We start from the raw sequence: 26090 nt of genomic DNA on the forward strand, positions 1-26090 counted from the left end.
TTCTGTCGATTATTCATTCATATTGACACGATGCCATTCATTGATAACATAAGCCAATTGTCCCAATTGATAAAGACCAACGCCACTGATTTCAGAACTTTCTGGAGTCGTCCCTCCAAGTCCTGCAGTGTAGATAGCAACCAAATAAGGAGTCGATTCACGGACAATCGCATCCACATTAAGTGCTTCAGCAACATATCCTGGTTTTTGTTGAATCACCAAATCTGGCAAGAATTTTTTATAGTACTCACCTGGGAAAGACTCCCCGATCAGTTCTAGTAAATCCGCATATTTTTCTTGATGATTCCAAAGATATTCCAAGACATGGATGTAATAATCCGTTGTCGTTTTATTATCTTCGCTAAAGGTTTTAACCTCTGGTGAACGAGATTGACCATAGCGACTGAACAACTTACGCGCTTGCTCCATCCCCCCTAAACGATCTGCCAAAGCATAGGCTGGGGTGTTTTCAGAGTAAACCAATGAATAGCGCTGCATATCAGGAATAGACATGGCTCCATCAAAGGCAGCAACGTAATTGTCATGCTCTCCTACATATTCATAGTAAGTATTGGTAATGTCAAACCGGTCTGTTAAATTGAGTTTGCCCTTTGCGACTTCATCCACCACCAACATGTTCAACGGTAGCTTATAGGTACTACCTGCCGTCATTGGTTGAAGATCATTCATGGCAAATTGCTCTCCTGTAATGGCATTGCGATACGTGAAGGCAACTTGTGACGGATCAATTCCACTTTCTGCTAGGAAATCCTGGACAACCTCTACTAAACCTTTATTAGCATAATCATAGACAAGGCCATAAGCGCTCATCGTTTCCATGTCTGCATCTACTACTGCTTGCTTAGCTTCAGGAGATTTGACACGCGGTTTTTTCGTCTCAGGGGTAGACTTTTCGATATCTTGTTCTTTTGCTTCTTTTGTTTTCTTTGCTTTTTTTTCAATTGCTGATGCTGTTGGTTGCGTAACATGCAAGTAGCCCAGTGCGCTTGTTCCCACTAAGCACAATAAAATACTGACCGCAATCATGATCGAGCGTAGATTAAAATATTTTTTCATACGAGATTAATTATAAAAGATTCTACTGAAAATAACAAGAATTATCAGAAAGAGAAAACGGTTTCTTTTTAAAAAGTTTATTTCTTTTCATCAAAGGCTTATTTTCGTTTAAAGGAGCCCATAATTAGCTTAGCGATCTCACGCGCAATCGTCCGGAATAAGGAACTCAAGAAGGAATCTTTTGCCTTTTCAAGACTAGATTTTCTTGGACGACCTGGACTACGTTTTTGAGCCGCCTTATCTGCTGCAGCCTCTTCCTTTTCTGCTTCTTTTTGCTCTTTTTCTTGTACTTCCTTGCTTGCTTTAGCTGCTAATTTTTCATAGGCAGATTCCCGATCAATCGTCGTCGCATACTTTTGATGGACGGGCGATGTCGTGATCAAGGCCAATTGTTCACTCTCATTTAAGAGGTCAAAACTCGATTGAGGAGAGAGAATATAAGCACGCTCAACCACACTAGGCTGTCCCTTTTCATTGAGGAAAGAAACCAAGGCTTCCCCTGTCCCTAACTCTGTGATCACTGTTTCTGTATCAAAATCTGGATTCGGACGAAAACTTTGGGCAGCAACCTTAATCGCCTTCATTTCTTTGGGTGTATAAGCTCGAAGTGCATGCTGAACACGATTTCCAAGCTGTGCCAAAACAGATTCTGGAAGGTCTTGAGGATTTTGGGTAATAAAGTAAATCCCTACACCCTTCGAACGAATCAGGCGTACCACTTGCTCGACCTTCTCAAGAAAGAGCTTGCTTGCATCCTTAAAGAGGAGATGCGCTTCATCAAAGAAGAAGACCAGTTTTGGCTTTTCAGGATCCCCAACCTCTGGAAGTGTTTCAAAAAGACGAGACAGCATCCAAATCAAAAAGGTTGAGTACAATTTTGGTGAATTAAAGAGCTTTGTAGCCGAAAGAATATTGATATACCCACGACCAGATGCATCGAGTTGCATGAAATCATTTAAATCAAGTGCTGGCTCTCCGAAAAACTGATCTGCTCCTTCTTCTTCAAGAACCAAGAGACTTCTTTGGATGGCTCCGACAGATTGTTTGGTGATATTGCCATATTGGGCTGAATAGTCTGAACTGTGCTCATTGACTTCCTTTAAAAGGCTTTGTAGGTCCTTCAAATCAATCAAGGGCCAATCTTTCTCTTGGGCCACTTTAAAGACAATTGCGAGAATTCCTGATTGGGTTTCATTCAAATCAAGCAGACGAGAAAGAAGCAATGACCCCATCCCTTCGACAGTCGCCCGAACAGGATGACCAGCTTGGCCAAAGACGTCCCACAATCGAACAGGGAAAGCTTGTGGCTCAAACGGATCTGTGATCCCAAGAAGCTTGTAGCGTTCTTCCAGTTTTGGCGTCCATTGCCCGGCTTTGGCTAAGCCAGATAAATCTCCCTTGATATCGGCTAGAAAGACCGGAATACCTTCTTTGCTTAATTTTTCTGTTAGGACCTTGAGAGTAACCGTTTTTCCTGTTCCTGTTGCACCTGCAATCAAGCCATGACGATTCAACATCCGCAAATAGATAGGCGTCTCAACGGCTCCTTTAGTAATGGTAATACTAGTCATTTCATTTCTCCCTGAATGTTTCAGTTTTCATTTTAAGGTTTATCTTTTCCTTGCCTAGGCCCTTCAAACCAGGCTTCAGACAAGTAAGACACACTCCTACTAGTGTATCATTTTCCTGACCAAACGCAAGAAATTATACTCCGATTTTTCGGATGCAAATAAAAAAATCTATAAGAGCCAATACTTGCTCTTATAGATTCCTTCATTTTATTATTTTGCTGCTGCAAACAATTCATTCACTTTATTCCAGTTAATCACTGAGAAGAAAGCTTTGATGTAGTCAGGACGTACGTTACGGTATTTCACGTAGTAGGCATGTTCCCAAACATCCAAACCAAGGATTGGTGTTTTACCTTCAGAGATTGGTGTATCTTGGTTTGCTGTTGAAGTCACTTCGAGTTTGCCTTCTTTGTTGACAACCAACCATGCCCAGCCAGAACCAAAACGTGTCGTTGCTGCTGCTGTGAAGGCTGCTTTGAAGTCTTCAAATGAACCAAATGTAGCATCAATCGCTGCAGCAAGTTCTGCTGAAGGAGCTGTTTGTTCTGGAGTCATCAATTTCCAGAAAAGAGCGTGGTTCAAATGACCACCACCATTGTTGATCACAGCTTGGCGAATGTCAGCTGGAATGGATTCAACATCAGCTAACAAGCTTTCAAGGTCTTCTCCAATTTCAGGATGTTTTTCAAGAGCTGCATTCACATTGTTTACATATGTTTGATGGTGTTTATCATGGTGCAAATGCATGGTCTCTTCATCGATATAAGGTTCCAATGCATCATAAGCATATGGTAATTCTGGTAAAATGATAGCCATTTTATGGTCCTCTTTTCTTTATTACTGACTTGATAATAACGTAAACAGCTAAATTATTCAACTAATCTGCTTGCGATTTCATTCATCGTTAGACGTTATTCGCTACTTTCAACAGGGCCAAATCAAATAAGTAGTCTTTTTCATATGTTCCACTTTTAATCGCATAATCCGTCTCGATGAAGGTTATCATAGCTTGCTTCAAAAAGGACAAGGAAAGCCTGCGGCTATCCCGTAAGGCAAACTTCACCTGATAAGGATTGACCTTGCGTCCTGACAACTCCGACAAGCTCGCTACAATTTGGCTTTCGGATTGGCCTTCTTCTGAGAAAATTTTAACTTGAGAAAACATTCGGAATTGTCCCAACAAAATAGCGATCAATTTTATTTCATCTTCTCCTTGTAAGCGGAGATCCTTAACCAAATTCCGGGCTTGATCGATTTGGCGTTTGAGAATCATCTGTGTCAGATCAAAAATATTATCTTGCAAGGACTTTGGAACAACCTCCTTGATATCTTGGAGGGTAATCTGACCATCTTCTTTATAAGCCTGCAACAGAGCGAGATTCTTCTGTAACTCTCCAAAATCATAGCCAGATTTTAAGAGTAGCTGGTCCAAGGAATCGCCCACAAACTGCAAGCCCAATTCTTGGGCCTGACTTGCAAAATAACGCTTTAAATCTTGCTCTTTAGGTGTTGTTGCTTCAATGATCTGGGCATCCCGTTTTAGGAGTTTGACTAAGCGACGCTTACTATCTAATTTTCCTTCTGCAAATATCACCAAACGGGTTGATTCAGAAGGATTTTCCAGATAATTTTCAAATTGCTTCAGATCTTCATCGGTTAAATTGCGTTTTTTGGCAGTGGTCAAATCCAATAAGTGATCCAAAATCACGATTTTTTCATCTGCAAAAAAGGGAAGACTGACCAAATCCAGTTCGACCTCAGCATAGGAGGCTTCCTTCATATCGAAATAAGAATAATTCAAATCTGAGGGATCATAGCCTATTTTTTTTAAAATGTCTTTTTTTAACCATTCAAATTGACCTACATCCTCACCCGTCAAGACAAGAATAGGAGGCAGAGTTTGAACCGTCAGATGTTTAATGTCGGTAATTGCTTGCATGAAACTCTCTTATCTCTATCAGTCTAGTGTATTTCGTGTTCAGCAGCCATTTTTTGTTCCAATGGTGGTTTTTCATCAGACAAATCAGGTGCTGCTACAAAATTTGGAATTTGCTCAAAGGAGTTGCCTCCAAAGCTTCCCCCTGTCGCTGTGACCTGTGGTTCAGAAGCCACTCCCATAGGAGTTTCTACTGGTTGTGGGAAGGTGTTTTTCCCTGGAAGCATCATGAGAATCAAGAGAGAAATAACTGTAATCCCCCAAAGAAATAGGAAAATATCTAGCCCCGTCAACAAATAGAGCAGAACCGGACCAAGATTCAAAAAGATCCAAGACCAATGGATTCCCGCATCCCGCAAGCGACGTACACAAATGGCTTGACTGGGTACTAAAATGAGGAAGTAAAAGAATGCTAAGAAAGCGAGCGCCCATAAACCTGTCTTAGAATGAACAGTTGAAAAATTGAGCGTTTCTTGAGCATTTTGATGGGATAAAGAGGTCACGATGTAAAAAACCCAAAGAGGCAAAGAAATCAGGGAATTCCAGAAAAAAGCTAGCCAAAAATGGGCCCGACTGGTCTTACTTGAAAAATCTGCATACTGTATCCAAAATTGCTTAAATGCGTTCATACGATTCTACCTTTACATTGATTTCACTTTCTATAATAGCAATTTTCAGCATAGAAAGCAAACCTCTCCTCGTCTCTAGTGGACCGTTTCTACCCTCCAATGGTCCCACCCAATCAAGCGAATTGCTCCCCTTTCATCGGTACGAAGATAAGAAATAGAGCGTTCCTCTAGACGATCGAGCAATTCTTTATGGGGATGTTGGTAGCGATTTTTCTTTCCAACAGAGATCAAGGCCAACTGAGGATGTAACTGATCTAAAAACACATCACTAGAGGAACCTTTAGAACCGTGGTGGCCTACTTTCAAGACATCTACTTGTAATTGTGGATCGTTTTTCAATAGTTTTTTCTCTCCAGCTTCTTCCAAATCACCCGTGAACAAAAATCGTTTCTGAAAGAACTGCCCATAGAGGACAATCGAATCATCATTTTTACCATCCCCCACTTCATCAGGGGATAAGACTTCTAAATGATCATCAAAAATAGGTAGTTGATCTCCTCTCTGGACTACTTTAATCGGACTATGAAGCTGTTTCAATTTCTCTTGAAATTGAGAATTGGTGAGACTGCCTGGACTGACATACACTTTTTTAACCGGGATTTGTTTGGCAACCTCCACCATATCGCCCATATGGTCCTGGTCTGTATGAGTCAAGACCAAAGCATCGAGTTTTCCAACACCTCGACTCTTGAGATAGGGAATCAAGGTTTGATCCGCATTGGCAGATTGACTGCGCTCTTGCCACTTTTCTCCACTTTTAAAAGTGACACGTCCTCCGACATCAATCAATATGGTTCTTCCTTTCCAATCGCGTAAAAAGATACTGTCTCCTTGACCGATATCCACCATGGTAATCTCATTTTCTAAAGGATGCTTGGTCCAACAAAAGATGAGTAGAATCATGCCTATTAACAGGAAACGAAGTTTTTTTTGCTTTCGAAGATCATACAAGATCCCTAAAAGAAGGAAGAGAGCGATCAGAGCTGGTCCCGTCGGCTGACCAAATACCAAAGGTAGCGACGTGAGCTTTGAAATCCAACGAATACACTCCTCTATGAGAAGAAAGAAACTGTTAAAAATTGTAAGGGGCTTTAGAATCGATAAGATAAATAGCACCGTTAAACCTGGAAGAAGGACAAGGTCAAATAAGAAAGAAAAGAGGAAGGTTAAAGGGAGTGACCACGGTTGAAAGACACTAAAGTAATAGGTCAAAAGGGGCAAAATTCCCAGGCTAATCCAGAAACTTTCCACTAGTAGCTTTTTAAGTCCTGAATAAGAACTGGTATCTACCAAGGTCAAAATAAAGGCGTAGGCACAACTCAAGACCCCTCCAGCTGTCAGAAGAAACTTGGGCATGAGCACCATTAAGAGCATCAAGGTCATCGCCATATTCTCCATCCCTCGGATCCCCTTTTGAGAGAGGATCTTCTGCAAGAGACTACGAACCACTGAAACTGAAAAACCTGTCAAGCCAGCATACACCAAAGAAATTGGAAGCATCCAGATATCGACTGTCTCTTGCAAGATTCCTAGACGTAAGAGAGCTTTCCGGATCCCATTGATGAAAAAGCCGACCTGCATCCCAGATAAGGCGAATAAATGGATGATTCCTAAACTCGTGTAAAGCTGGTCCATCTCTTCAAAATCCGTATCTAAATAGCCAAAAAGAAGGCCGGTCATATACTGGTTCATTGGTTGCGGAAAGTGCTCCTTGCTCCAAACAATAGCTTGGCGCCTCCATTGAGATAGCCAGTCAAAAACATTCCAAGTCTGTATAGGAAGTGCGGATTGGATTGCTTCAATTTTTATTTGATAGTGAATCTCCTGTGTTTGCAAATAAGACCGGTAGTCAAATCCTCTAAAATTTCGCTGCCCTTCTGGTTCTTCTATAACACCTTTATATGTCAACTCCAGCAAGTGAGTTTGACTTTGCCACTGCTGTTTTTCTTTTTCTGATTTTAAAGTGTAGAAGACTTGATAGGTTCTTCCCTGATTTTTAGCACGAAAAGACAGGGCGTCCCCATTGATCTTGATGGTATCTGGAATCAGGCGTAAGTGGGATGGGGGCTGACTTTCTGCTTGTACTGGATGATCCTGTAGTCGCTGAAAGACAAAGAAGGCTGCAAAACAAAGGGTTGCTAAAGCAAGCCCTAGCAAACTTGAGCGATCCTCCTTATAGTGATGAACCACTAAACATATCAACACTATTAGACCGCTGATCGAAAGCCAAGATGGTTGATAAACACTAAAATACAACCAAAGAAGTAAAAAAGCGAGGTGTACAAGCGAAAAAGGGAGCTCTTTAATCCACCGTGAAAGCATCTCTTAGTTTCTCCAGTGTTTTCTCCCCGATTCCTGAAACATTCTTCAGATCATCCACTGATCGAAAAGGGCCATTTGCGTCGCGATAGGCGATAATGTCCTGGGCTCGTTTCTGACCAATTCCTGATACCGTTTGGAGCTCTGACTCGGTCGCTCGATTTAAATGGACCTTGCCTGTTTTTTCTGCTGATGCTGACGAAGTTGCAGGACTTTCTGAACTTCCAAGTGCTGGAACATCCTCCCCTTCTTTGGCAACATAAATCACTGCTTCATCAGAGAGTTTTTGCGCCAAGTTGACCGATTGGCTATTGGCTTCGGCAGTCATTCCACCCGCCTTATGAATGGCATCGTGGACTCTGCTATCTGAGCGCAACTCATAGACACCTGGTTGTTTAACAGCCCCTTTGACATCGACCGTAATGATTTCGGGCGCATCAGACACTGAAGCAGCTGGCTTTTCTTCTCTTGAACTAGAAGCAGATGTCTTTTCTTTGCTCGAAGTTGAACGGGAAGTCTGATAGAGATCCGGTATTGTTGATGTACTCGACTGAGGTCGATGAAAAAGAAAATACCCTCCAAGTAAGAGTCCGATAGCTGTAAGTGCTAAAAAGAGCTTATATTCTTTGATTTTTTCGATGATATCCTCCATAAGAAACCTCCTCTCACTTTTATTATTCGTAAAAATAAAAAAAAACTGAGAAAAACTCTCAGTTTTTTTACTTGTTTTTTCGATGTTTGTCCGGATCCCATACAAAGCTGGCTAGGTAACTAAAGAGCAAGGTCAAGATGGCCACGACTAAGACAAGGGGAATCAAAAGGATTTTTAACAAACGAATCAAGATAAACGGTTTTGTTGGGGTGTTGATCGCTTGCGCTTCCGCATCCAAACGGTCAAACTCCTCTTGAATACGACGGGCAACTTCTACCACTCCTTCGTCATTCATCTTTTTAATATCCGAAATATCAATCGGATGTCCAAAGTTCATATCAATGCGTTCACCCGTTGCCAACCCTTTCAAGTCTCTTGGACCAGTATATGTCACTGGCATGATACGGACCTTCGCCATTTTGGCAATGATGGCAACACCGCCTTTGACGTCTTGAGAATGACGGCTTCCACTTGGAAACATAATCAAGGAACGGTTGCTCTTTTTCAGCATATTGACAGGATACTTAATGGCTTCTGCTCCCGGATTTTCACGGTCGATCGGAAAAGCCCCACACATACGAATCCACCAGCCAAAAATACGATTGGTGAAGAGTTCTTTTTTCGCCATAAAGATAAACTGCTTTGGCTTGGTCGCAAAGGCCATATAGACTGGATCCCACCAGGTCCGGTGAGGCGATACCAATATGTAGTTCTCTTCCTGATCTGGAATATTGTCCTTATGATGGTAATGGGCATTCCCATTTAAAACCCAAAGAATAAAGGCAACAAGGCCACGTAAATAGGTATAAAACATAGTTGTTCCTCAAATCCATTTCATTAATCTCTACAAGATATTCAATCCTGTAAAACGTTCTTTCTTATTATACCGTATCCTGATTTTGACCGCAAACTTTTTTTAGATAAAAAATGTCTCAGCGGACCGATTCTAGATAGTCTTTTTCTCAAAAAAATGATATCATATTGTCTATGGAAACGAATGAATTAAAGGGGTTATCCCTCAGTGAAGTCCGCAAGAAAATGGATCGCGGACAAACCAATGATTTTACAACGAATACAAGTACCAGTACCTGGCAAATCATCAAGCGCAACGTCTTCACCTTGTTTAATACCTTAAACTTTGTGATTGCCGTAGCCTTGGCTGCTGTACAGGCCTGGAGCAATATGATCTTTTTCGCGGTTATTTGCTTCAATGCCATTACAGGAATCATGACCGAGATGCGCGCCAAGCGGATGATTGATAAACTCAATCTCATGAGTCGTGAGCTGGTGACTGTCATTCGAGACGGGGAAAAAGATGCGATTCCACCAGAGAAGCTTGTCCTAGGTGATCTAATGCTTCTGTCTTCGGGTGAGCAGATTCCTAGTGATGCTGAAGTCATGTCCGGTATTGCAGAAGCTAATGAGGCTATGCTGACTGGTGAGAGTGATCTGGTCTTAAAAGAAGTTGGTGATGAACTGCTTTCTGGTAGTTATATTGCCAGTGGTCAAGTCTATGCCCGTGTCAAGCGAGTTGGAGCAAACAACTATGCCAACAAACTGATGATGGAAGCTAAAACCTTGAAGCCTATCAATTCGCGTATTCTTTATAACTTAGCGAAAATTTCAAGCTTCACTGGTAAAATTATCATCCCATTTGGCCTTGCCCTCTTCTTTGAAGCACTGTTGATCAAGATGCTGCCAATCAAAGATTCTGTCGTGAATTCTTCCACAGCTCTCTTGGGAATGTTGCCAAAAGGAATTGCCCTACTGACGGTTACGTCTCTTTTGACAGCGGTTATTAAGCTCGGTATGCGCAAGGTTCTTGTCCAAGAAATGTACTCAGTAGAAACCCTAGCGCGTGTGGATACCTTGTGTCTAGATAAGACCGGTACCATCACTCAAGGGAAGATGACAGTCGAATCTCTCCATAGCTTATCTGATCATTTTTCGGAACAGACGATCCAGGTCATTCTCTCTGCTTACATGCAATATAGCGAGGACACCAATCCTACTGCTCAAGCTATTCGCAAGGCTTATGGGGAGTTGGAGCATGCTTATACTGCGGAAAACATTATTCCTTTCTCAAGTGATCGGAAATGGGGAGCCATGCACCTATCTAACCTTGGAACTGTCTTTCTCGGTGCTCCTGAAATGCTCCTTAAAGAAAATCCAGCTGCTGTCGTCGAAGCACAAGCTCGTGGATCGCGCGTGCTCGTCTTGGCTCACAGTTCAGAACTGATCAGCATGCAGGAATTGAAACTGCCTGAAAATCTTGAAGGGATTGCAGTTATTGAGATTACAGACCCCATTCGTGAAGGGGCTTCAGATACTCTTGAGTATTTGCGCTCTCAAGGAGTGGATCTCAAAATCATCTCCGGTGACAACCCTGTGACAGTCTCTTATATCGCTCAACAAGCTGGCTTCAAAAATTATGAGAACTACATCGATTGTTCAAAAATTTCTGATGACCAATTAGTGGATCAAGCAGAAGAAACAGCTATCTTTGGGCGCGTGTCTCCTCACCAGAAAAAACTGCTCATCCAAACCTTGAAAGCAGCTGGTCGGACAACTGCTATGACAGGAGATGGGGTCAATGATATCCTTGCTCTTCGCGAGGCAGACTGCTCCATCGTGATGGCAGAGGGAGATCCAGCAACCCGTCAAATTGCCAATATTGTTCTTTTGAACTCTGACTTTAATGACGTTCCAGAAATTCTTTTTGAAGGCCGTCGTGTGGTGAATAACATTGGACGAATCGCTCCAATCTTCTTTATCAAAACGATCTATTCCTTCCTCTTGGCTATCATCTGTATTGCCAGTGCTCTCTTCTTTAACGTCAACTATTTGCTGATTTTCCCTTTCATCCCTATTCAAATCACCCTGATTGACCAATTCGTCGAAGGATTCCCACCATTTGTTTTGACCTTTGAACGCAATATCAAACCGGTTGAAAAACACTTCTTGAGACGTTCCCTTCTGTTAGCCTTACCAAGCGCCTTGATGGTCGTCTTTAGTGTCTTGTTTATTCGCCTTTGGGGAGCAAGCCATGGTTGGTCTGCAGCCGATATGTCTACTGTATCCTACTACTTACTTGGCTCCATCGGTTTCCTATCCGTTATCCGTGCTTGCCTGCCACTAAATATCTGGAGGGCCCTCCTCATCCTCTTCTCTGTAGTAGGATTCTACGCATCTGCGGTCGTGTTGAAAAACTTGATCGAGATTTCCCTCCTTACAGCCACTACTTTCCCAGTTTATCTGGCATTGATGGCTATCTTTACAGGAGTCTTTATCCTCACTACGATTCTCCAAAAATATGAATTTGATTAAAAAAAGTTGAGAGTTTTACTCTCAACTTTTTTTACGGTGCATCAAAAGCAACAATCGCAGGTTTTTCATTAAATGCAGCAAATGGTTTTATTTCCAGTTCTAATTTGCCATCCCCTTTTACACCAAAATGTTGTACAGCACCTTCCATTGATCGACCCGGTGAAATTGACCCCATTGTATTTGTATTAGGATAAGTCTCCATTTTATTTCCACCAACAAATAGATCAATGTCAACCCCAACTGCTAGATCACTATCTGATAGATTTTTCACATTATAGGTCACTTTTAATACTTTATCGGGATTTGTTTTATCAAAATCATTCCGTTCATCAGTCCATTCAACATTTGTAATAGTGTACTCAGCTTGTTTATCAAAAACAATCTTATCACCAATTGCATAGGTTGATTTCTTTTCACTACTCTTCTCAGTAGATGCCTTTTTCTCTGTTTTAGCTTCTTTTGAAGTATCATCAGACTTACTACTAGAATTTCCACAGGCTACTAGTATACTTGCTGAAAGCAATGTTACCCCCAAGCCAAACCATTTTTTCGTTTTGTTCATTTACAAAACCTCCCACTTTTTTTAATATATAGTAACATATTTAAACAAGAAAAGAAAGCGTTTTTACAAAAATATATCATTTTAATATATTAAAAATTATCATCTTTCCCCAAGCCTCTTTTCATGCTATAATAGAGCCATGACAGATATCGAATTAAAAGACGGCGAGCGCGTCAATCAACTCTTTTCAAGTGATGTGAAAATTATACAAAATCGGGAAGTCTTTAGTTACTCCGTGGATAGCGTCCTGCTATCGCGTTTTCCAAAATTACCCAAGCGAGGATTGATCGTGGATCTCTGCGCTGGAAATGGAGCTGTGGGACTCTTTGCGAGCACTCGGACAGAAGCTCAGATTATTGGTGTCGAAATTCAGGAACGTTTGGCGGATATGGCTACCCGCTCGATTGCCCTCAATGGCTTGAACCAGCAAATGTCCATGATCACCGATGACCTCAAGCATTTGCCTCGACATATCAAGGGGAGTAAGGTGGATATTATCCTCTGCAATCCTCCTTATTTCAAGGTGGATGAGCATTCCAATCTCAATGAGAGTGAACACTACCTCTTAGCTCGGCATGAAATTACGACCAACTTAGATGAGATTTGCCATGTGGCCCAGCGGGTTCTCAAATCAAATGGTCGCTTAGCGATGGTTCATCGTCCAGATCGCTTTTTAGATATCATCGAAACCATGAAACGTTACAATCTTGCACCTAAGCGGATCCAGTTTGTCTATCCCAAAGTGACCAAAGAGGCGAATATGTTATTGATTGAGGCGATCAAGGATGGCTCACTGGATGGCTTAAAAATTCTGCCTCCTCTCTTTATTCACAATGAAGATGGCAGCTATACAGACGAGATTCATGAGATCTACTATGGAAACTAAGGCTTACATGTATGTTTTAGAGTGTGCGGATGGCTCTCTCTACACTGGCTATACCACTGATGTCGAAAAACGCCTGAAGACTCACAATGCTGGAAAAGGGGCCAAATACACACGGGCTCGCCTCCCCGTTAAACTTCTTTACCAAGAATCCTATCCAGATAAACCCTCTGCTATGTCTGCCGAGTCTCTCTTTAAAAAGAAATCGCGCCAAGCAAAGCTAAACTATATCAAAAAGAACCGTCGGACTCCATAGTCCAACGGTTTTTCATTTACAAAATGGTGATACGGTACTGGTGACTCCGTGTTTCTTGAGGAGCCAACTGGATCACACCTTTTTTATCTTCGAAGAAATCGCCCTCTTCTGCAGATGTGGAAATACCCGTCCAAGGCTCCAAGGCAATGAAAGGCCCCTTGTTATTGGTAGACCAAAGGACGAGATTCTCAAAATCTGCAAAGGAAAATTCCAAACCTTTACCGGATTTTTTCGAGAGGAGCTGCACAGATTTGGAGGCTAATTGATCTAAAATAATGGCGTCTTTTTCAAACAGTTCATGGCGCAAAGGTAAGCTACGACTATGGTCTAAAAATGGTGTCCGCTGCAGGCGATCAACCAAACCGGTTTCTGTGAACAAGAGAGGAACGCTACAGCTTTCTTCTTTTTCAAAAATCAACTCGTAGTCTTCATAGTCTTCATCTGCTAAAAGGGGACAACGAAAGGCTGGATGCCCTCCAATGAAATAAGGCATGACTTGATCCGACTCTAAATTTTGCACGCGATAGGTGATGGTGATCTCTTTCCCTTTCAATTCATAATCGATTTCCACTCGAAAATGGTAGGGATAATTTTGTAAGCTCTCGTCGTTAGAGGTGATTTCAAAGACAAGACGATGGTCTGTTTGTTCTTTGAGTTCAAACTCTCTCTTGCGAATGAGGCCGTGTCTTGGAAGCTGGCCTGTCTTCACTCCATCTTTTAGATGATACTGCACTTGGCCATTACGAACACTCCCGCAAATCGGAAACAGAACCGGCGCTTGTCCTGACCAATACTCTGGATCCCCTTGCCAGAGATATTCTATGCCTTCTTTACTTCTAATGGAGCTCAATTCCCCTCCAAATGTCTTACATTGTACTTCTAGATCATCATTTTTTAATGCAATCACCATGGACGCCACCTCTTTATAATTAATATAGTTATCATATTCATTATAACCTTTTAGCTAAGATTGTCAATTTTTATCTTTTTCGTTAAAAATTTTTAAAAAAAGAAGAAAAAAACCTTGACAAAGCTTAGAAATAATTGTAAACTTAATATGTTAACAGAAAAATTCCTTTTTAGGAATCCGTTCTTTCTGTTTTCTGACTTTTTTAGGATGCTCCTTATCATGATACATTTTTTCTAAAAGGGTCAGTTATCATTTAGGTCTCCTTATAAATATACAAGGGTTAACAGCAAGTTAACCCTTGTATTTTTGATTTTCATTTTAAAGACGACCTATTACTAGACCGTCTTTAAAATTTATTTATCCCCTTTATTGCGGATGACAAAGCCATTCTTCTTTTCATTGGAAGTGCGATGAGGACGTTTATTACCTTTGCCCTCAAAGTCTCGGCTATTTTTATTGGACTTGCGTTTGAAATCACGGCGTCCACCTTCACGGTCATCTCTGCGATTTCGATCACGGCGTTGGTCTCCACGACGGCCATTTCCACGGCCCCCTTTGCCTTTCCCACCAAAGCCACCACCAGATGGTTTAAATGGCAGTGGTTTTTCACGCGCAATTTCAACTTCTGGAAGGCTGTCTGGATCTTGAACAGTCAAGCTCAAGATATACATAGCCAATTCTTCAGGAGTGAATTCTGCAGCCAATTTGCGAGCATCCTTACCAAACTTCTCAAAGTTGGTCCGGATTTTTTCATCCTCAAAGTCTCGCTCAATTTTCTTCAGTGCTACTTGTTTTTTCGCTTGGAAGGCTTCTTCTGCTGTTGCAGGTTTCATTCCCTTCATCCGCTTTTTGGTCAAGTTCTCAATGATTTGCAAATAGCCCATTTCATTTGGCGAAACAAAGGTAATGGATTGCCCTGTTTTCCCAGCACGACCTGTCCGTCCGATCCGGTGAACATAGCTTTCTGGATCTTGTGGAATATCGTAGTTGTAGACATGGGTCACACCTGAAATGTCCAACCCACGTGCCGCAACGTCCGTTGCCACCAAGACGTCCAAGTTCCCATTTTTAAAGTCACGAAGGACACGGAGACGTTTGTTTTGATCCAAATCTCCGTGAATCCCTTCTGCTCGGAAACCACGGATCTTCAAGCCACGCGTCAATTCATCGACCCGGCGTTTAGTCCGACCAAAGACAATGGCAAGCTCCGGTTGCTCGACATCCATCAATCGAGTCATGGTATCAAACTTTTCGCCTTCTTTGACACGAATATAGTATTGATCGACCAAGTCGGTGGTCAATTCTTTGGCCGCAATCTTAACGTGTTCTGGCTCTTTCATAAACTGAACACCAATGCGTTTGATGGCTTCTGGCATCGTTGCTGAAAAGAGCAAAGTTTGACGTGTTTCTGGAACACGGCTAATGATAGCTTCGATATCTTCCAAAAAGCCCATATTGAGCATTTCATCTGCTTCATCCAAGATCAAGGTTTCAATATGATCGAGTTTCAAGGCCTTGCGCTTGATCAAATCTAGCAAGCGTCCAGGGGTTCCCACAACGATATGAGCACCTGACTTCAAGGCTTTGATTTGCTTTTCGATGCTTGATCCACCATAGACAGAGCGGACTTTGACACCCTTGCTGCGTCCAAAACGGAAGAGTTCTTCCTGACTTTGAACCGCCAACTCACGTGTCGGGGCAATAACAAGGGCTTGGATTACTGTGTTATCAACATCAATCTTCTCCAAAGTTGGAAGACCAAAAGCAGCCGTTTTACCGGTCCCTGTTTGTGCCTGACCAATGACATCTTTTCCTTCAAGGGCCAAAGGAATGGTTTGTTCCTGGATGGGGCTCGCTTCTACAAAGCCAGCTTTTTCAATTTCTGCTAATAATTCAGCAGATAAGTTAAATTCATTGAATTTCAATTCTTTCTTCTTTCTAAAAAGTGGTGCGAAGCCACTTTATCACACTTCTTTTCAATGCGAAAACGCACTGATTGCATAGGAAGTCTCCTTCCCGGTTACCTGTCGCAAGACTCATCTAAAGGAAAACCCAATCGTTTTTTTATGGAATTCCCTTCTGCGAAAAATGTTTTCGCACTAGCGGATTTGGTTGATTAAAGTCGTTTTCCAAACGAAAAGACACCAAGATCCTCCTTGTGGGAGATTGACCAACATTCCTTTTCTAATTGTTCCATCTCACCAGCATTTCTCTCATACAAGTTTGCAACTTATCTAGTATAACACAATGGACGACCAAATGATAGTCAAAGGAGAATAATTTTATTTTTTAGGAAAAATTTTTAAAAACTTGAAAATAGTCAAGAGGGCAGTTTCCCCTAGATTTAGCTGACTTTCTTCTGACACCGTTCAAGAATCCCTTTAAATAGGAGTATAAAAACTTCGGAAAAACTTTTTTTGGTAGTTCTTGCGTTTTTACAAATAAATATGTATAATACAGTTAGTATCTAAAATATTTCTGTATAAAGAAATAGGATCATTTTATCTGATTCAACGATTTATTCTACGTTCTGATTTATTTAGAACCACTCAGTACTATTAAATCTACTCCTACTATTTCCAAGAAGATTTTGTACAGTCAATGAACTATTCACACTGCCCCTTCTTTGGAGAGGAGGGCAGGTGTCTAGATGGTTCCTATTTCTCAGATTATTCTAGATACGAAGAGGCTCGGATTTCTCCAAGCCTCTTTTTTATCTTTGTTTCACAATCCACCGCATAACCTTTCCCAAAATGAGCCATAATATAAAGCTACATACGGATACATAAATCCAAGCATTGGGATCCTTTGTCATAGGAAGAGGGATATTCATTCCAAAGAAACCGGTGATAACGGCTAAAACCGCCAACAAGGCTTCAAAGATGGTTAGGGTTGTCAAGTTGTCATTCAAGTTGTTGTTTAGGATATTGTTGTAAGATCCTGACAACTGTTGCAAGACATTGGAAATCAACTCAGTCATCGAAGCCAACTGACGCGCTTCGATCATGGCATCATCAAACTGCTCTTTTTCAACATCATTCATCCTGCGATAAATGGCATGCGCTTTAATATGTTCTAGCAACATCCGATTTTGCTTGGCTGCTGCGACCAGATACACCATACCGGTCTCAAGGTCAGACAGGGCATAAAGATTCTTGGTCGTCGTTGTCTTTCGAAGCAAACGATTGAGTTCATCCTTGTGCTTATCTAAGCGATCAATAATCGGATAATAAGCATTACTGATCATTTCAAGACCTGCAAAAAGCAACTTATAGATCGACAACTCCCCATGGCTTTCCAAATAGCGAACCATTTGTTCAATGATATAGGCATTGTCCTGGTTACTGATGGTCACGAGTCGCGTATCTTGAACGATAAAGGTCATAGGGATGGTTTCGTAGTATTCCTTGTCCTTTTCTAAATCCAATACATTGTAGATAAATGTGATCGTACCGTTTTCTCGATTATAATCCATATGGGCACGTTCGTTCTTATCCATCGCGTACTCAATGGTTTCTTTGTCAATCTCGTATTTTTTATAAAGATATGAGTTTTCAGCAATCATATCCGAGTCGATATTGATCCATTTCCGATCTTGACCCAATTGTTTTTCGATAAACATTCCGTCTCCTTTCTCAACTGTTCTCTATCAAAATGATATTTTTATTTAAAAACTGCACTGGCTAATGCTTGCTGAATTTCAATGACGCTGTTGTCACTCTTGAATTGTAAAACTTCTGAAGGCTCGACTGCAGAAGAAACCCAGATTTTTAGTTCGGCATCCAAATCAAAATGACCGGAAGTTTCTACTGAAAATCGAGAGATGGAGCGATAAGGAAGGGATTTATAGGACGTTTTCTTTCCTGTTACTCCTTGCTTATCCACCAAGATCAAACGAAATTCTGTAAAGACGATTAAATCACGAATCAGGCTAAAAGCAAGTGTGACTTGCTCTCCCGGCACCAAGATATCTTCCAGATCTCTTTCTACTTTATCAACATTCTTTTGAGAGGCATTGCCCATCAAACCACTTAATAATCCCATCATTTCTCCTTTAAAAGCGAAAACGGATAGATTTTCGTTTTCTTATTCTATTGTTATGGATCGGTTTTGAATCGTTCCTTACCCCATCTTTTCTTCCAGCTCAACGTCTGGATACTTATCCGCAAACCAGCGGAGGGCAAAGTCGTTTTCAAAGAGGAAGACAGGTTGGTCAAAGCGGTCCTTCGCCAAGATGTTTCGGCTTGAAGACATGCGCTCATCTAAGTCTTCTGGTTTGATCCAGCGAACGGTCTTTTTCCCCATTGGGCTCATGACCACTTCGGCATTGTATTCATTTTCCATCCGGTGCTTAAAGACTTCAAACTGAAGTTGACCAACGGCACCTAACATGTATTCACCTGTTTGGTAGTTGGTATAGAGCTGAATAGCTCCTTCTTGCACCAATTGCTCAATCCCTTTGTGGAAGGATTTTTGCTTCATGACGTTCTTAGCTGACACTTTCATGAAGATTTCAGGCGTAAAGGTTGGCAGGGGTTCAAACTCAAACTTGTTTTTGCCCACTGTCAAAGTATCTCCAACCTGATAAGTACCGGTATCGTAAACCCCGATGATGTCTCCTGCTACAGCATTGCTGACATTTTCACGGCTTTCGGCCATAAATTGAGTCACGTTAGATAACTTAGCGCCCTTACCAGTACGAGGCAGGTTGACGCTCATCCCACGCTCAAATTCGCCAGATACGATCCGCACAAAGGCGATCCGGTCGCGGTGACGAGGATCCATGTTGGCCTGAATCTTAAAGACAAATCCTGAGAAATCCTTATCATAAGGATCGACAAGTTCTCCATCTGTCTTCTTGTGGCCGTGTGGTTCCGGAGCAAACTTGAGGAAGGTTTCCAAGAAAGTCTGTACTCCAAAATTGGTTAAGGCTGAGCCGAAGAAGACGGGAGTCAATTCACCTGCAAGGATGGCTTCTTCTGAAAAGTCATTTCCAGCCTCTTGCAAAAGTTCGATATCGTCTTTTACTTGCTCGTAGAAAGGGTTGTTAGCAAAAAGCTTGTCTCCATCTTCTAGACTAGCAAAACGTTCATCCCCTTTGTAGAGTTCCAAACGTTGGTTATAAAGGTCATAGAGTCCCTCAAAGGCTTTCCCCATCCCGATCGGCCAGTTCATTGGGTAACTGGCGATTCCCAAGACTTCTTCTAATTCTTGTAAGAGGTCCAGTGGCTCACGACCGTCACGGTCTAGCTTATTCATAAAGGTAAAGACTGGAATGCCACGGTGTTTCACAACCTCAAACAATTTCTTGGTTTGAGCCTCAATCCCTTTGGCAGAGTCCACCACCATGACGGCAGCGTCCACCGCCATCAAGGTCCGGTAAGTATCTTCTGAGAAGTCCTCGTGCCCTGGCGTATCAAGGATATTGACCCGTTTGCCATCATAGTCGAACTGCATAACAGATGAGGTTACCGAAATCCCACGTTGCTTCTCGATATCCATCCAGTCAGACTTAGCAAAGTTTCCTGTTTTCTTCCCTTTGACGGTACCGGCTTCCCGAATCTCTCCCCCAAAGTAGAGCAACTGCTCTGTAATCGTCGTTTTACCAGCATCCGGGTGGGAGATAATGGCAAAGGTACGGCGTTTTTTAATTTCTTCTTGTACGTTCATGTTCCTAATTCTTTCTCTTCTTATTTTCTGATAAATTTACAAATCCATCTCTACATCGGATTTCTCCTCAATTTCTCTATCTGTCCTATTATAGCGAAAATAGGCACTTTTTTCAACGATGGATCTTTTTGGGGACGCAAAGAAAGACCGAAATCCGTAGATTCTAGTCTTCTTTTCACGGCTATCAAAAGGCACCAAATCCTCCGCCACCGCCACCATCAGAGAAGCCACCGCCGTCAAAGCCGCCACTGCCATCTGAAGAGTTAATAGAGAAGCTTGAAACACTATAGGAATCATCTGCATAGTTCATCAAGGTAGAGCCGTCTAGGAAAGTATTTGGGGAGGTTGTTAGCCAAAGAACAGTGTCCCAGTCTTCATATGGTAAGGAAATCTGATGATTTTGGAGTACCTGGCTCACTTTTTTTGCTTGGCCATACAGGGTTGCATAGACTAAGATGCGATTCCATAGGATGACACTCTCAAGTTCTGCTTGGTTGAAATTTGGAATACTTTCGATCATATTTCGAAAGGCCATCCATTGGAATTGTGCATCCAAGTTCTCTAAGGATTGTAGATGATCTTCACGGATTTTCACAACAATATAAAATGGAATGAAGAAGACGACCAACAATACAATCATCCAAAAATAGAAGGAAGATAGATATGAACCAAATCCAAAAGATAAGAAACACATACTCACGAATAAGATCAGTAAGAGCCAAAAGTGTAGGGCACAACCTGTTTTTGAAAGGGCTTCTTCTTTCTCAGTTAAGTCTCTAAAATAAGAGAGCAATCCTAATTTCGCAATCTCCTTGTCGACACCTTTTGACAATTGCTGGGCATCCTTTTTTAAAAGCGATTGAACGGCACTTCCGACTTTTCGAATACGGTCTCGTTGTGTGTCTGATTTAGCAGCTCGAAAATCTTTTTTTAAGGCTGCTTTGTCGATTTTATACCTTGAAAATACTTCACTGATATTGATTTCAGTTTCTTGATCAAAGATCATTTCAATAAACTTCAATTCAAAATCAGCCAAGCCTTCATGGTGAAGGCAAGTCAGGGTTTCCCCATTTTCATCTCTCGTCAAACGAAGATTTCCTCGATCAATAAGATCTAACATGGTTGCTTGAATGAGATGATTAAATTTTAGTTGGCCCTTCTCTCTAGACATCACCATCCGTTCAAAATCAAGTTGATACAGTGCCTTAGCTAGGACAAGAGGAGGTAAATTCTGTGGTGGTTCGTATAATCGTACTCCTTTTGCAATCCGACGAGTTCTGGTACTGATAAAATACCGGATCCATGGAATGAAAGCGAGAATAAATAAAAGAATCGATACAATTGGTACAACCTTGAGTAGAAGAGTCCGATAGAGGAACGTTTTTTGTTCAATGGATTTCTCTTTTTTGAGAAATTTCTCTTTTCCATTTCCCTTGTTAATCTCATTTGCTTGGTCTCGACGCAGGGCTTCTGTCATTGGCCAATAGGCATGCAGTTCGAGCTTTCCATTTTTTGGAAAATTCTTTGTCCAAATATGATAACCAGTTGCAGTCTGTTCGACTTGGGCTGGTGGATTAAAGTAACCAGTATGGGCATACAGTTTTCCCTGCTTGGCATCCAAGCCATCCACATAAAAATCTAATTTCGCGACTTTCTCATCTCCATCTGAAATAGGAAACCAGTTCAATTCTGCAATATCCTTGTAGAAAGTCAAGAGATGATCAATCTTCCATTTCACTTTGATCTTGACCGTGCCACCGACGATACGGGCATTGTATATTTTTAATTGACGGCCATCTTCCAGGTCTGTTTCCTCTACACGAATCTCTCGTTTTTCCCCATCCACATAGGCTTCCACCTCAGGATTACGATGAATCTTAAACCCTTTTGGAAGAGGATCAGCGCTTCCTAAGGTCACATATTGACCATGATAGCCTGTCTGAAACTGATAGGTGATCTCTTGTGTAAATGTTGCCTGGCTATCTTCCTGCAATTGGAGGTGACCCACATAGGATTCAATCGAATAGCGAACTTCTTCATCCGCATGTGCTGTCGTTATTGTACAAAACAAACTCCAAACGAGGGAGATCATTAGCAAGAAACGCTTCATATATTCTCCTTTGATATAAAACAGGGTTGAGACAGAGATGCCCCAACCTTTATACTGGTTATTTTCTCACTTTCACCCGCTCACTTCTGCGACTGAAGATCTGATTAAAGAGTAATAAAGCAAGGGCTAAAATACTAGATACAACCAGGTAGTTGAGCCAGACTTTATCCCCTCTCATAATCGGAGGGCGGGCCATCAAACCATAATTACCTCCCGTCAATTGATTGACTCCAACCAGGAATAAATCTAAAACAAAGGTATAGAGAACAATCTGACTATTTTTTAAGAGGTTTCGATCATACCATCTCAGGAGATAAATCAAGGAATTGATCAGGAGACAGTAATGTCCGAGGAGGAAAGAAAAGCTCGTAATATGAGGGAAAGTGTAGGGATCAAAGACTGGATAGCCCAAAGCAAAGATGGCTCCACTCACTCCCATCAAGGCAAAGAACTGTTTGCTTTTCCATCTGTCTGGTAAAAACAAGACCGCAAACATGGCCAAGCGGCAATGATAAAATGGTAAACTGTTGGACCAAGGAATGTGGTAGGCAAAATACCAAAGATACAAGCAAATTAACTGGAAGCCTTGTAAGTATTGAAAGCATTTGCGAAATTGCTCATTCTGATAATAGCGAAGTGACATCATGATCGCTGTCACAACGAACAAGACCATCACACTATACCAAAGTGCTGAGATTGCTGGTGGTGCTGTTGATTCTGTAGTGAAAAAATGATGCATAAAGTCTCCTTATTTAAACAGATTCAGGTATTCTTCTTTTCTTACTGTACTGAACAATCGTATTGATGAGGATCAGTGTCCCCGTCATTAGGACTGTCACGATGAAATAGTTGAGCACAAGGCCATGGTCTCCTAGCACAGGTGGCCGACGCAGAAAGCCATAGTTTCCGCCCGTTACAAGGTTGGCTAGAACAATAATAGCATTGACTCCAAAAGTCATCTGACAGATCTTCCAAACAGCCCCTTCTTCCACCTGGTAGGATTGAACCAGATAGATTAGGCAGTTGGCCAAGAGGGCCCAGTGACCAAAGACATTGTTGATCGAGGATACGTGAGGAAAAGGATAGGGGTAAAAAACAGGATGGACCAAAGCCATAATGGAGCCAAAGACTCCCACGAGTGCAAAATATTGCTTGAAGCTGCCCTTAGGAGCTAAGAGAATAATCCACATGGCCACCCGGCTATGATAGAAGGGAAGACTCTCTGAAAGAGGCAAGCGAGCAGCTAGATACCAAGAGTTGATGATGAGCAACTGGATCAACTGCCCCCAATACCAAAAGTTTTGGTAGCCTTTAGAGTGAGCAAATCGAATGGACAGAACTCCCACTACTACCAATGAAGTTGGCAATAAGAAATACCAGACCCCCAATTGAGGAGGGGCCGTTGGTTGACTGGTAAAAAATAAGTCCCAAAGTGTCATGATTTCTTTCCCTTATCTGCTCTTTTTATTCTGAGCGCGAAACTATACTCTTTTCGACCATCTTGTATTTGTATTTATAGCGTTGATTGACCAAGCAAATACCCGCCACCATCACGATGCTGACCAAGAGGTAGTTCAAGAGAGCACCGTGGTCTCCAATGATTGGTGGACGTCGTAAGAAGCCGTAATCTCCTCTGGTCAAGAGGTTGACCAAAAAGATGACGGCATTCATGCCAAAGGTGATCTTAACAATTCGTAGGCTGTCTTGTTTTTCCGACTGATAAAAATCTTGCAGGTAAATCAAACTATTGGCAAACAAGGCCCAGTGACTAAAAATCAGATTGAGCACGGTAATATGGGGGAATGGGAAGGGGTCAAAGGCTGGATAAACCAAGGCCGCGATGGATCCTAGAACTCCCAACAAGGCAAAATATTGCTTGATATAGGTTCCTCTCGGTGCAAAGAGGATCGCAAGCATGGCCAAGCGACAATGATAAAAAGGCAAATTATCTGTCAGAGGCATGTGGGCGAGAATATACCAAGCATTGATGGTCAAGACTTGAATCAATTGTGCCCCGTACCAAAAGCGTTGGTAGCTTTTGGACTGCGCATATTTGATGGAAAAGTAGCCAACCACCAACAAAGAAGCTGGCAAAATGAAATACCAGAGACCAAACTCAGGCGGGGCTGATTTTTGGTTCGTAAACAATAAATCCCAAAGTGTCATTTTATATCCCTTTAATTTATAAATCGTTTTTAATCACAATACAAATCTCGTTTCCCATCATAAACCTCCCAAAGGAAGTTCAATTGTTCTTCTGTATTGCGCTTGGTAGAAAGAGCAGGCATTTTCCCTCTCTCAAAAAAGGCAAGGTCGGAAATTTCCTGGTTCTTTTCAAAATTTCCATCTAATAATTCACATTCAAATACCAATTTCACATATTGGCGACTTTGCAATTGGTAGCGATTGGTATCAAATACTGCCAACAATCTGATTACACGCGCTACATAGCCCGTTTCTTCTTGGATTTCCTTTAAAATGTTTTCCGTCGGAGAATAGCCAACTTCACCAAAACCACCCGGCAAGGCCCAGGTCTCTTCTCCCTGACCTTTCACCAGACAAAGTTTTCCATCTTTGACAATCCATGCCCTAACATCAATCAAGGGAGTGTCGTAATGGTCTGTCGGTCGAAACAAATCCGATAATTCTTGTGGATTCAAATCAGTCGTTTCTTTCACAAGATCCTGTAAAATAGCACGAATATCCTGGTAGCGCTCTTGATCAAATGGATCTTTTGAAAACGCTAAGCCTGTATTGGTGATTGAAATCAAGCGCTGAATGTCCTTCAGTACATTATTACTTACCATTCTCCAACTCCTCTACCAATTTGGCTAGATTCATGGAATTGCTTCCCTTGATGAGGATTTGGTCTGGCTCTTTCAAACTTTCCTTGACTTGTTTGACCATGTCCTCAAACTGGTCTTCCTCAGCTGTCTTCTTGAAATAATAGACATGTCCGAGTGGGAACATCTGACTCGCTAACTGAGCCAATCCTGCAATGTCTTGGCCATAGAAAATAACCGTATCCAAGACATCCGGTGAGAGGCTGAGAATCATTTGGTTGTGCAGATCTACAGATTGCTCCCCGAGTTCTTTCATATCTGCCAAGACCACTAGCTTGCGGCCATTTGGATTGGCAGGAATGGTCGAGAAGGTTTCTAAAATCAGGCGCATGGCCGTCGGATTGGCATTGTAGACATCGGATAGGATATCCGCTCCGTTACTTGCCTTCTTCCATTCTGTCCGGTTGCGTGTCAATTGCAAGGTTTCAAAACTATCACGAATTGCAGCTTCACTCACTCCTTCTTTCAAAGCAACATAAGCTGCAATCATAGCATTGGTCGCATTGTATTTTCCTGTTACTGGAAGATCGATCGCTTCTTCTAAGAAATTCGCTCGGAAAGTTAAACTATCCTTTCGCTCGATTAACTCGGTAATAAAAATCTCCTCGTCTGGACCAAAGCGGACGACTGTTTGCTTTTCAGGGAGGTAGGCATTCACGATCGGATCAGCTGGAACCACCAGAAGGCCACCTTCTGGCATGCCATCCGCAATCTGGAGTTTTCCTTTTGCGATCTCACTTCGATCTTTAAAGAATTCCAAATGGGCTTCTCCAATCAAGGTGACAATAGCAGCTTTTGGATGCGCCAGTTCTGACAAGAGATGGATATCTCCTAGATGGTCTTGCCCCATTTCAAGGACGAGTTTGTCCGTCCCTTCTGGCATATGCAAAACCGTATAAGGAAGACCAATTTCGTTATTATAGTTTCCTTGTGTTTTATAGGTCAGGTAGGTGGTGGACAAAAGCTGTGCCAACATATCTTTTGTGGTGGTTTTACCATTTGACCCCGTCACTGCAAAAACATCTACTTTTGTCTTTTGAAGATAGGCTGCAGCTAGTGTTTGAAAAGCGCTCAGCACATCTTCCACCAAAATATAAGGGTGGCCTTCTACCACTTTCTCTGAAAAAGTGGCTACGGCTCCATTTTCAAAAGCAGTCTCAATAAAGTCGTGACCATCACGCGCTCCCTTTAAAGGAACAAACAGGTCTCCAGGCCCAATCAAACGGCTGTCAAATTCAGGCTTAACGAGGGCCACATCTTCAAATTGGCTGATATCATTTTTTGCATGTACTAGATGAGCAACTTCATGTAATGTGAGATTCATATCCGACTCCTCAGTTCTCCG

At 41.9% G+C, this 26090-nt stretch carries 23 protein-coding genes; 3 read left to right on the forward strand and 20 right to left on the reverse strand.

Annotated features, from left to right (window positions below):
* Positions 1–9: 9 nt before the first annotated feature.
* From PCY11_RS02580 to PCY11_RS02615, 8 genes are all read right to left on the reverse strand, one after another.
* Positions 10–1077: a serine hydrolase gene (locus PCY11_RS02580; RefSeq protein ID WP_003006341.1), complete on the reverse strand. Its 1068-nt coding sequence runs from the start codon at positions 1075–1077 to the stop codon at positions 10–12.
* Positions 1078–1175: 98 nt separating this feature from the next.
* Positions 1176–2648, reverse strand: a complete 1473-nt coding sequence (locus tag PCY11_RS02585; protein WP_301362425.1) for a helicase HerA-like domain-containing protein — start codon at positions 2646–2648, stop codon at positions 1176–1178.
* A gap of 210 nt (positions 2649–2858) precedes the next feature.
* Positions 2859–3464, reverse strand: coding sequence for a superoxide dismutase SodA (gene sodA / locus PCY11_RS02590; protein ID WP_301362426.1), 606 nt, complete (start codon positions 3462–3464; stop codon positions 2859–2861).
* Between the two features lie 88 nt (positions 3465–3552).
* Positions 3553–4587, reverse strand: coding sequence for a DNA polymerase III subunit delta (gene holA, locus PCY11_RS02595; RefSeq protein WP_049474295.1), 1035 nt, complete (start codon positions 4585–4587; stop codon positions 3553–3555).
* A 23-nt stretch (positions 4588–4610) separates the two neighbouring features.
* Positions 4611–5213 (reverse strand): DUF805 domain-containing protein, encoded by a 603-nt coding sequence (locus PCY11_RS02600; protein ID WP_049474294.1) that lies wholly within the window; start codon positions 5211–5213, stop codon positions 4611–4613.
* A gap of 75 nt (positions 5214–5288) precedes the next feature.
* A complete protein-coding gene (locus PCY11_RS02605) occupies positions 5289–7535 on the reverse strand; it encodes a DNA internalization-related competence protein ComEC/Rec2 (protein WP_301362427.1) in 2247 nt (748 codons plus the stop codon).
* Entirely contained in the window at positions 7516–8184 is a 669-nt protein-coding gene (locus PCY11_RS02610) for a helix-hairpin-helix domain-containing protein (RefSeq protein WP_049486406.1), read from the reverse strand. The genes PCY11_RS02605 and PCY11_RS02610 overlap by 20 nt, the downstream gene beginning before the upstream one ends.
* A 67-nt stretch (positions 8185–8251) precedes the next feature.
* Positions 8252–8998, reverse strand: coding sequence for a 1-acyl-sn-glycerol-3-phosphate acyltransferase (locus PCY11_RS02615; RefSeq protein WP_070660119.1), 747 nt, complete (start codon positions 8996–8998; stop codon positions 8252–8254).
* Between the two features lie 173 nt (positions 8999–9171).
* Here PCY11_RS02615 and PCY11_RS02620 point away from each other — a divergent pair, with 173 nt between their 5' ends.
* Entirely contained in the window at positions 9172–11511 is a 2340-nt protein-coding gene (locus PCY11_RS02620; RefSeq protein ID WP_301362428.1) for a cation-translocating P-type ATPase, read from the forward strand.
* Positions 11512–11542: 31 nt separating this feature from the next.
* On the opposite strand, the gene PCY11_RS02625 is transcribed toward PCY11_RS02620, so the two are convergent.
* Entirely contained in the window at positions 11543–12073 is a 531-nt protein-coding gene (locus PCY11_RS02625; RefSeq protein WP_021152864.1) for a DUF4352 domain-containing protein, read from the reverse strand.
* A gap of 139 nt (positions 12074–12212) precedes the next feature.
* Here PCY11_RS02625 and PCY11_RS02630 point away from each other — a divergent pair, with 139 nt between their 5' ends.
* Both PCY11_RS02630 and PCY11_RS02635 read left to right on the forward strand, forming a co-directional pair.
* Positions 12213–12959 (forward strand): tRNA1(Val) (adenine(37)-N6)-methyltransferase, encoded by a 747-nt coding sequence (locus PCY11_RS02630; protein ID WP_070465559.1) that lies wholly within the window; start codon positions 12213–12215, stop codon positions 12957–12959.
* Positions 12949–13212 (forward strand): GIY-YIG nuclease family protein, encoded by a 264-nt coding sequence (locus PCY11_RS02635; protein ID WP_045759230.1) that lies wholly within the window; start codon positions 12949–12951, stop codon positions 13210–13212. The genes PCY11_RS02630 and PCY11_RS02635 overlap by 11 nt, the downstream gene beginning before the upstream one ends.
* Before the next feature lie 16 nt (positions 13213–13228).
* On the opposite strand, the gene PCY11_RS02640 is transcribed toward PCY11_RS02635, so the two are convergent.
* The 11 genes from PCY11_RS02640 to murF form a co-directional block, all read right to left on the reverse strand.
* A complete protein-coding gene (locus tag PCY11_RS02640) occupies positions 13229–14122 on the reverse strand; it encodes an aldose 1-epimerase family protein (protein ID WP_301362429.1) in 894 nt (297 codons plus the stop codon).
* A gap of 353 nt (positions 14123–14475) precedes the next feature.
* Positions 14476–16047 carry a DEAD/DEAH box helicase gene (locus PCY11_RS02645; protein WP_049486402.1) on the reverse strand — a complete coding sequence of 524 codons (1572 nt, stop codon included), beginning with the start codon at positions 16045–16047 and terminating at the stop codon, positions 14476–14478.
* A 788-nt stretch (positions 16048–16835) separates the two neighbouring features.
* Positions 16836–17744, reverse strand: coding sequence for a magnesium transporter CorA family protein (locus PCY11_RS02650; protein WP_003006305.1), 909 nt, complete (start codon positions 17742–17744; stop codon positions 16836–16838).
* 41 nt (positions 17745–17785) lie between these two features.
* Positions 17786–18166 (reverse strand): PH domain-containing protein, encoded by a 381-nt coding sequence (locus PCY11_RS02655; protein ID WP_003015210.1) that lies wholly within the window; start codon positions 18164–18166, stop codon positions 17786–17788.
* 78 nt (positions 18167–18244) lie between these two features.
* Positions 18245–19792: a peptide chain release factor 3 gene (locus PCY11_RS02660; RefSeq protein WP_070450462.1), complete on the reverse strand. Its 1548-nt coding sequence runs from the start codon at positions 19790–19792 to the stop codon at positions 18245–18247.
* 184 nt (positions 19793–19976) lie between these two features.
* Positions 19977–21902: a DUF2207 domain-containing protein gene (locus PCY11_RS02665; protein WP_301362430.1), complete on the reverse strand. Its 1926-nt coding sequence runs from the start codon at positions 21900–21902 to the stop codon at positions 19977–19979.
* Between the two features lie 58 nt (positions 21903–21960).
* Positions 21961–22641, reverse strand: a complete 681-nt coding sequence (locus PCY11_RS02670) for a TIGR02206 family membrane protein (RefSeq protein WP_049514092.1) — start codon at positions 22639–22641, stop codon at positions 21961–21963.
* A 13-nt stretch (positions 22642–22654) separates the two neighbouring features.
* The gene (locus tag PCY11_RS02675) at positions 22655–23341 is read right to left on the reverse strand and encodes a TIGR02206 family membrane protein (protein ID WP_070465547.1); all 687 of its coding nucleotides are present in this window, start codon (positions 23339–23341) and stop codon (positions 22655–22657) included.
* Between the two features lie 25 nt (positions 23342–23366).
* The gene (locus PCY11_RS02680; protein WP_301362431.1) at positions 23367–24068 is read right to left on the reverse strand and encodes a TIGR02206 family membrane protein; all 702 of its coding nucleotides are present in this window, start codon (positions 24066–24068) and stop codon (positions 23367–23369) included.
* Between the two features lie 29 nt (positions 24069–24097).
* The gene (locus PCY11_RS02685) at positions 24098–24709 is read right to left on the reverse strand and encodes an NUDIX hydrolase N-terminal domain-containing protein (RefSeq protein ID WP_301362432.1); all 612 of its coding nucleotides are present in this window, start codon (positions 24707–24709) and stop codon (positions 24098–24100) included.
* The gene (gene murF, locus PCY11_RS02690) at positions 24699–26069 is read right to left on the reverse strand and encodes a UDP-N-acetylmuramoyl-tripeptide--D-alanyl-D-alanine ligase (RefSeq protein ID WP_301362433.1); all 1371 of its coding nucleotides are present in this window, start codon (positions 26067–26069) and stop codon (positions 24699–24701) included. The genes PCY11_RS02685 and murF overlap by 11 nt, the downstream gene beginning before the upstream one ends.
* Between the last annotated feature and the right edge of the window lie 21 nt (positions 26070–26090).

The sequence above is a fragment of the Streptococcus sp. SP8 genome (genome assembly GCF_030440045.1).
Classification (GTDB): Bacteria; Bacillota; Bacilli; order Lactobacillales; family Streptococcaceae; genus Streptococcus; species Streptococcus parasanguinis_I.

What these genes read in the sequence shown, in the direction of transcription:
- PCY11_RS02580 (WP_003006341.1), bottom strand. Translation starts at nt 1,077, where the DNA reads ATGAAAAAATATTTTAATCTACGCTCGATCATGATTGCGGTCAGTATT.
- PCY11_RS02585 (WP_301362425.1), bottom strand. Translation starts at nt 2,648, where the DNA reads ATGACTAGTATTACCATTACTAAAGGAGCCGTTGAGACGCCTATCTAT.
- sodA (WP_301362426.1), bottom strand. Translation starts at nt 3,464, where the DNA reads ATGGCTATCATTTTACCAGAATTACCATATGCTTATGATGCATTGGAA.
- holA (WP_049474295.1), bottom strand. Translation starts at nt 4,587, where the DNA reads ATGCAAGCAATTACCGACATTAAACATCTGACGGTTCAAACTCTGCCT.
- PCY11_RS02600 (WP_049474294.1), bottom strand. Translation starts at nt 5,213, where the DNA reads ATGAACGCATTTAAGCAATTTTGGATACAGTATGCAGATTTTTCAAGT.
- PCY11_RS02605 (WP_301362427.1), bottom strand. Translation starts at nt 7,535, where the DNA reads ATGCTTTCACGGTGGATTAAAGAGCTCCCTTTTTCGCTTGTACACCTC.
- PCY11_RS02610 (WP_049486406.1), bottom strand. Translation starts at nt 8,184, where the DNA reads ATGGAGGATATCATCGAAAAAATCAAAGAATATAAGCTCTTTTTAGCA.
- PCY11_RS02615 (WP_070660119.1), bottom strand. Translation starts at nt 8,998, where the DNA reads ATGTTTTATACCTATTTACGTGGCCTTGTTGCCTTTATTCTTTGGGTT.
- PCY11_RS02620 (WP_301362428.1), top strand. Translation starts at nt 9,172, where the DNA reads ATGGAAACGAATGAATTAAAGGGGTTATCCCTCAGTGAAGTCCGCAAG.
- PCY11_RS02625 (WP_021152864.1), bottom strand. Translation starts at nt 12,073, where the DNA reads ATGAACAAAACGAAAAAATGGTTTGGCTTGGGGGTAACATTGCTTTCA.
- PCY11_RS02630 (WP_070465559.1), top strand. Translation starts at nt 12,213, where the DNA reads ATGACAGATATCGAATTAAAAGACGGCGAGCGCGTCAATCAACTCTTT.
- PCY11_RS02635 (WP_045759230.1), top strand. Translation starts at nt 12,949, where the DNA reads ATGGAAACTAAGGCTTACATGTATGTTTTAGAGTGTGCGGATGGCTCT.
- PCY11_RS02640 (WP_301362429.1), bottom strand. Translation starts at nt 14,122, where the DNA reads ATGGTGATTGCATTAAAAAATGATGATCTAGAAGTACAATGTAAGACA.
- PCY11_RS02650 (WP_003006305.1), bottom strand. Translation starts at nt 17,744, where the DNA reads ATGTTTATCGAAAAACAATTGGGTCAAGATCGGAAATGGATCAATATC.
- PCY11_RS02655 (WP_003015210.1), bottom strand. Translation starts at nt 18,166, where the DNA reads ATGGGATTATTAAGTGGTTTGATGGGCAATGCCTCTCAAAAGAATGTT.
- PCY11_RS02660 (WP_070450462.1), bottom strand. Translation starts at nt 19,792, where the DNA reads ATGAACGTACAAGAAGAAATTAAAAAACGCCGTACCTTTGCCATTATC.
- PCY11_RS02665 (WP_301362430.1), bottom strand. Translation starts at nt 21,902, where the DNA reads ATGAAGCGTTTCTTGCTAATGATCTCCCTCGTTTGGAGTTTGTTTTGT.
- PCY11_RS02670 (WP_049514092.1), bottom strand. Translation starts at nt 22,641, where the DNA reads ATGCATCATTTTTTCACTACAGAATCAACAGCACCACCAGCAATCTCA.
- PCY11_RS02675 (WP_070465547.1), bottom strand. Translation starts at nt 23,341, where the DNA reads ATGACACTTTGGGACTTATTTTTTACCAGTCAACCAACGGCCCCTCCT.
- PCY11_RS02680 (WP_301362431.1), bottom strand. Translation starts at nt 24,068, where the DNA reads ATGACACTTTGGGATTTATTGTTTACGAACCAAAAATCAGCCCCGCCT.
- PCY11_RS02685 (WP_301362432.1), bottom strand. Translation starts at nt 24,709, where the DNA reads ATGGTAAGTAATAATGTACTGAAGGACATTCAGCGCTTGATTTCAATC.
- murF (WP_301362433.1), bottom strand. Translation starts at nt 26,069, where the DNA reads ATGAATCTCACATTACATGAAGTTGCTCATCTAGTACATGCAAAAAAT.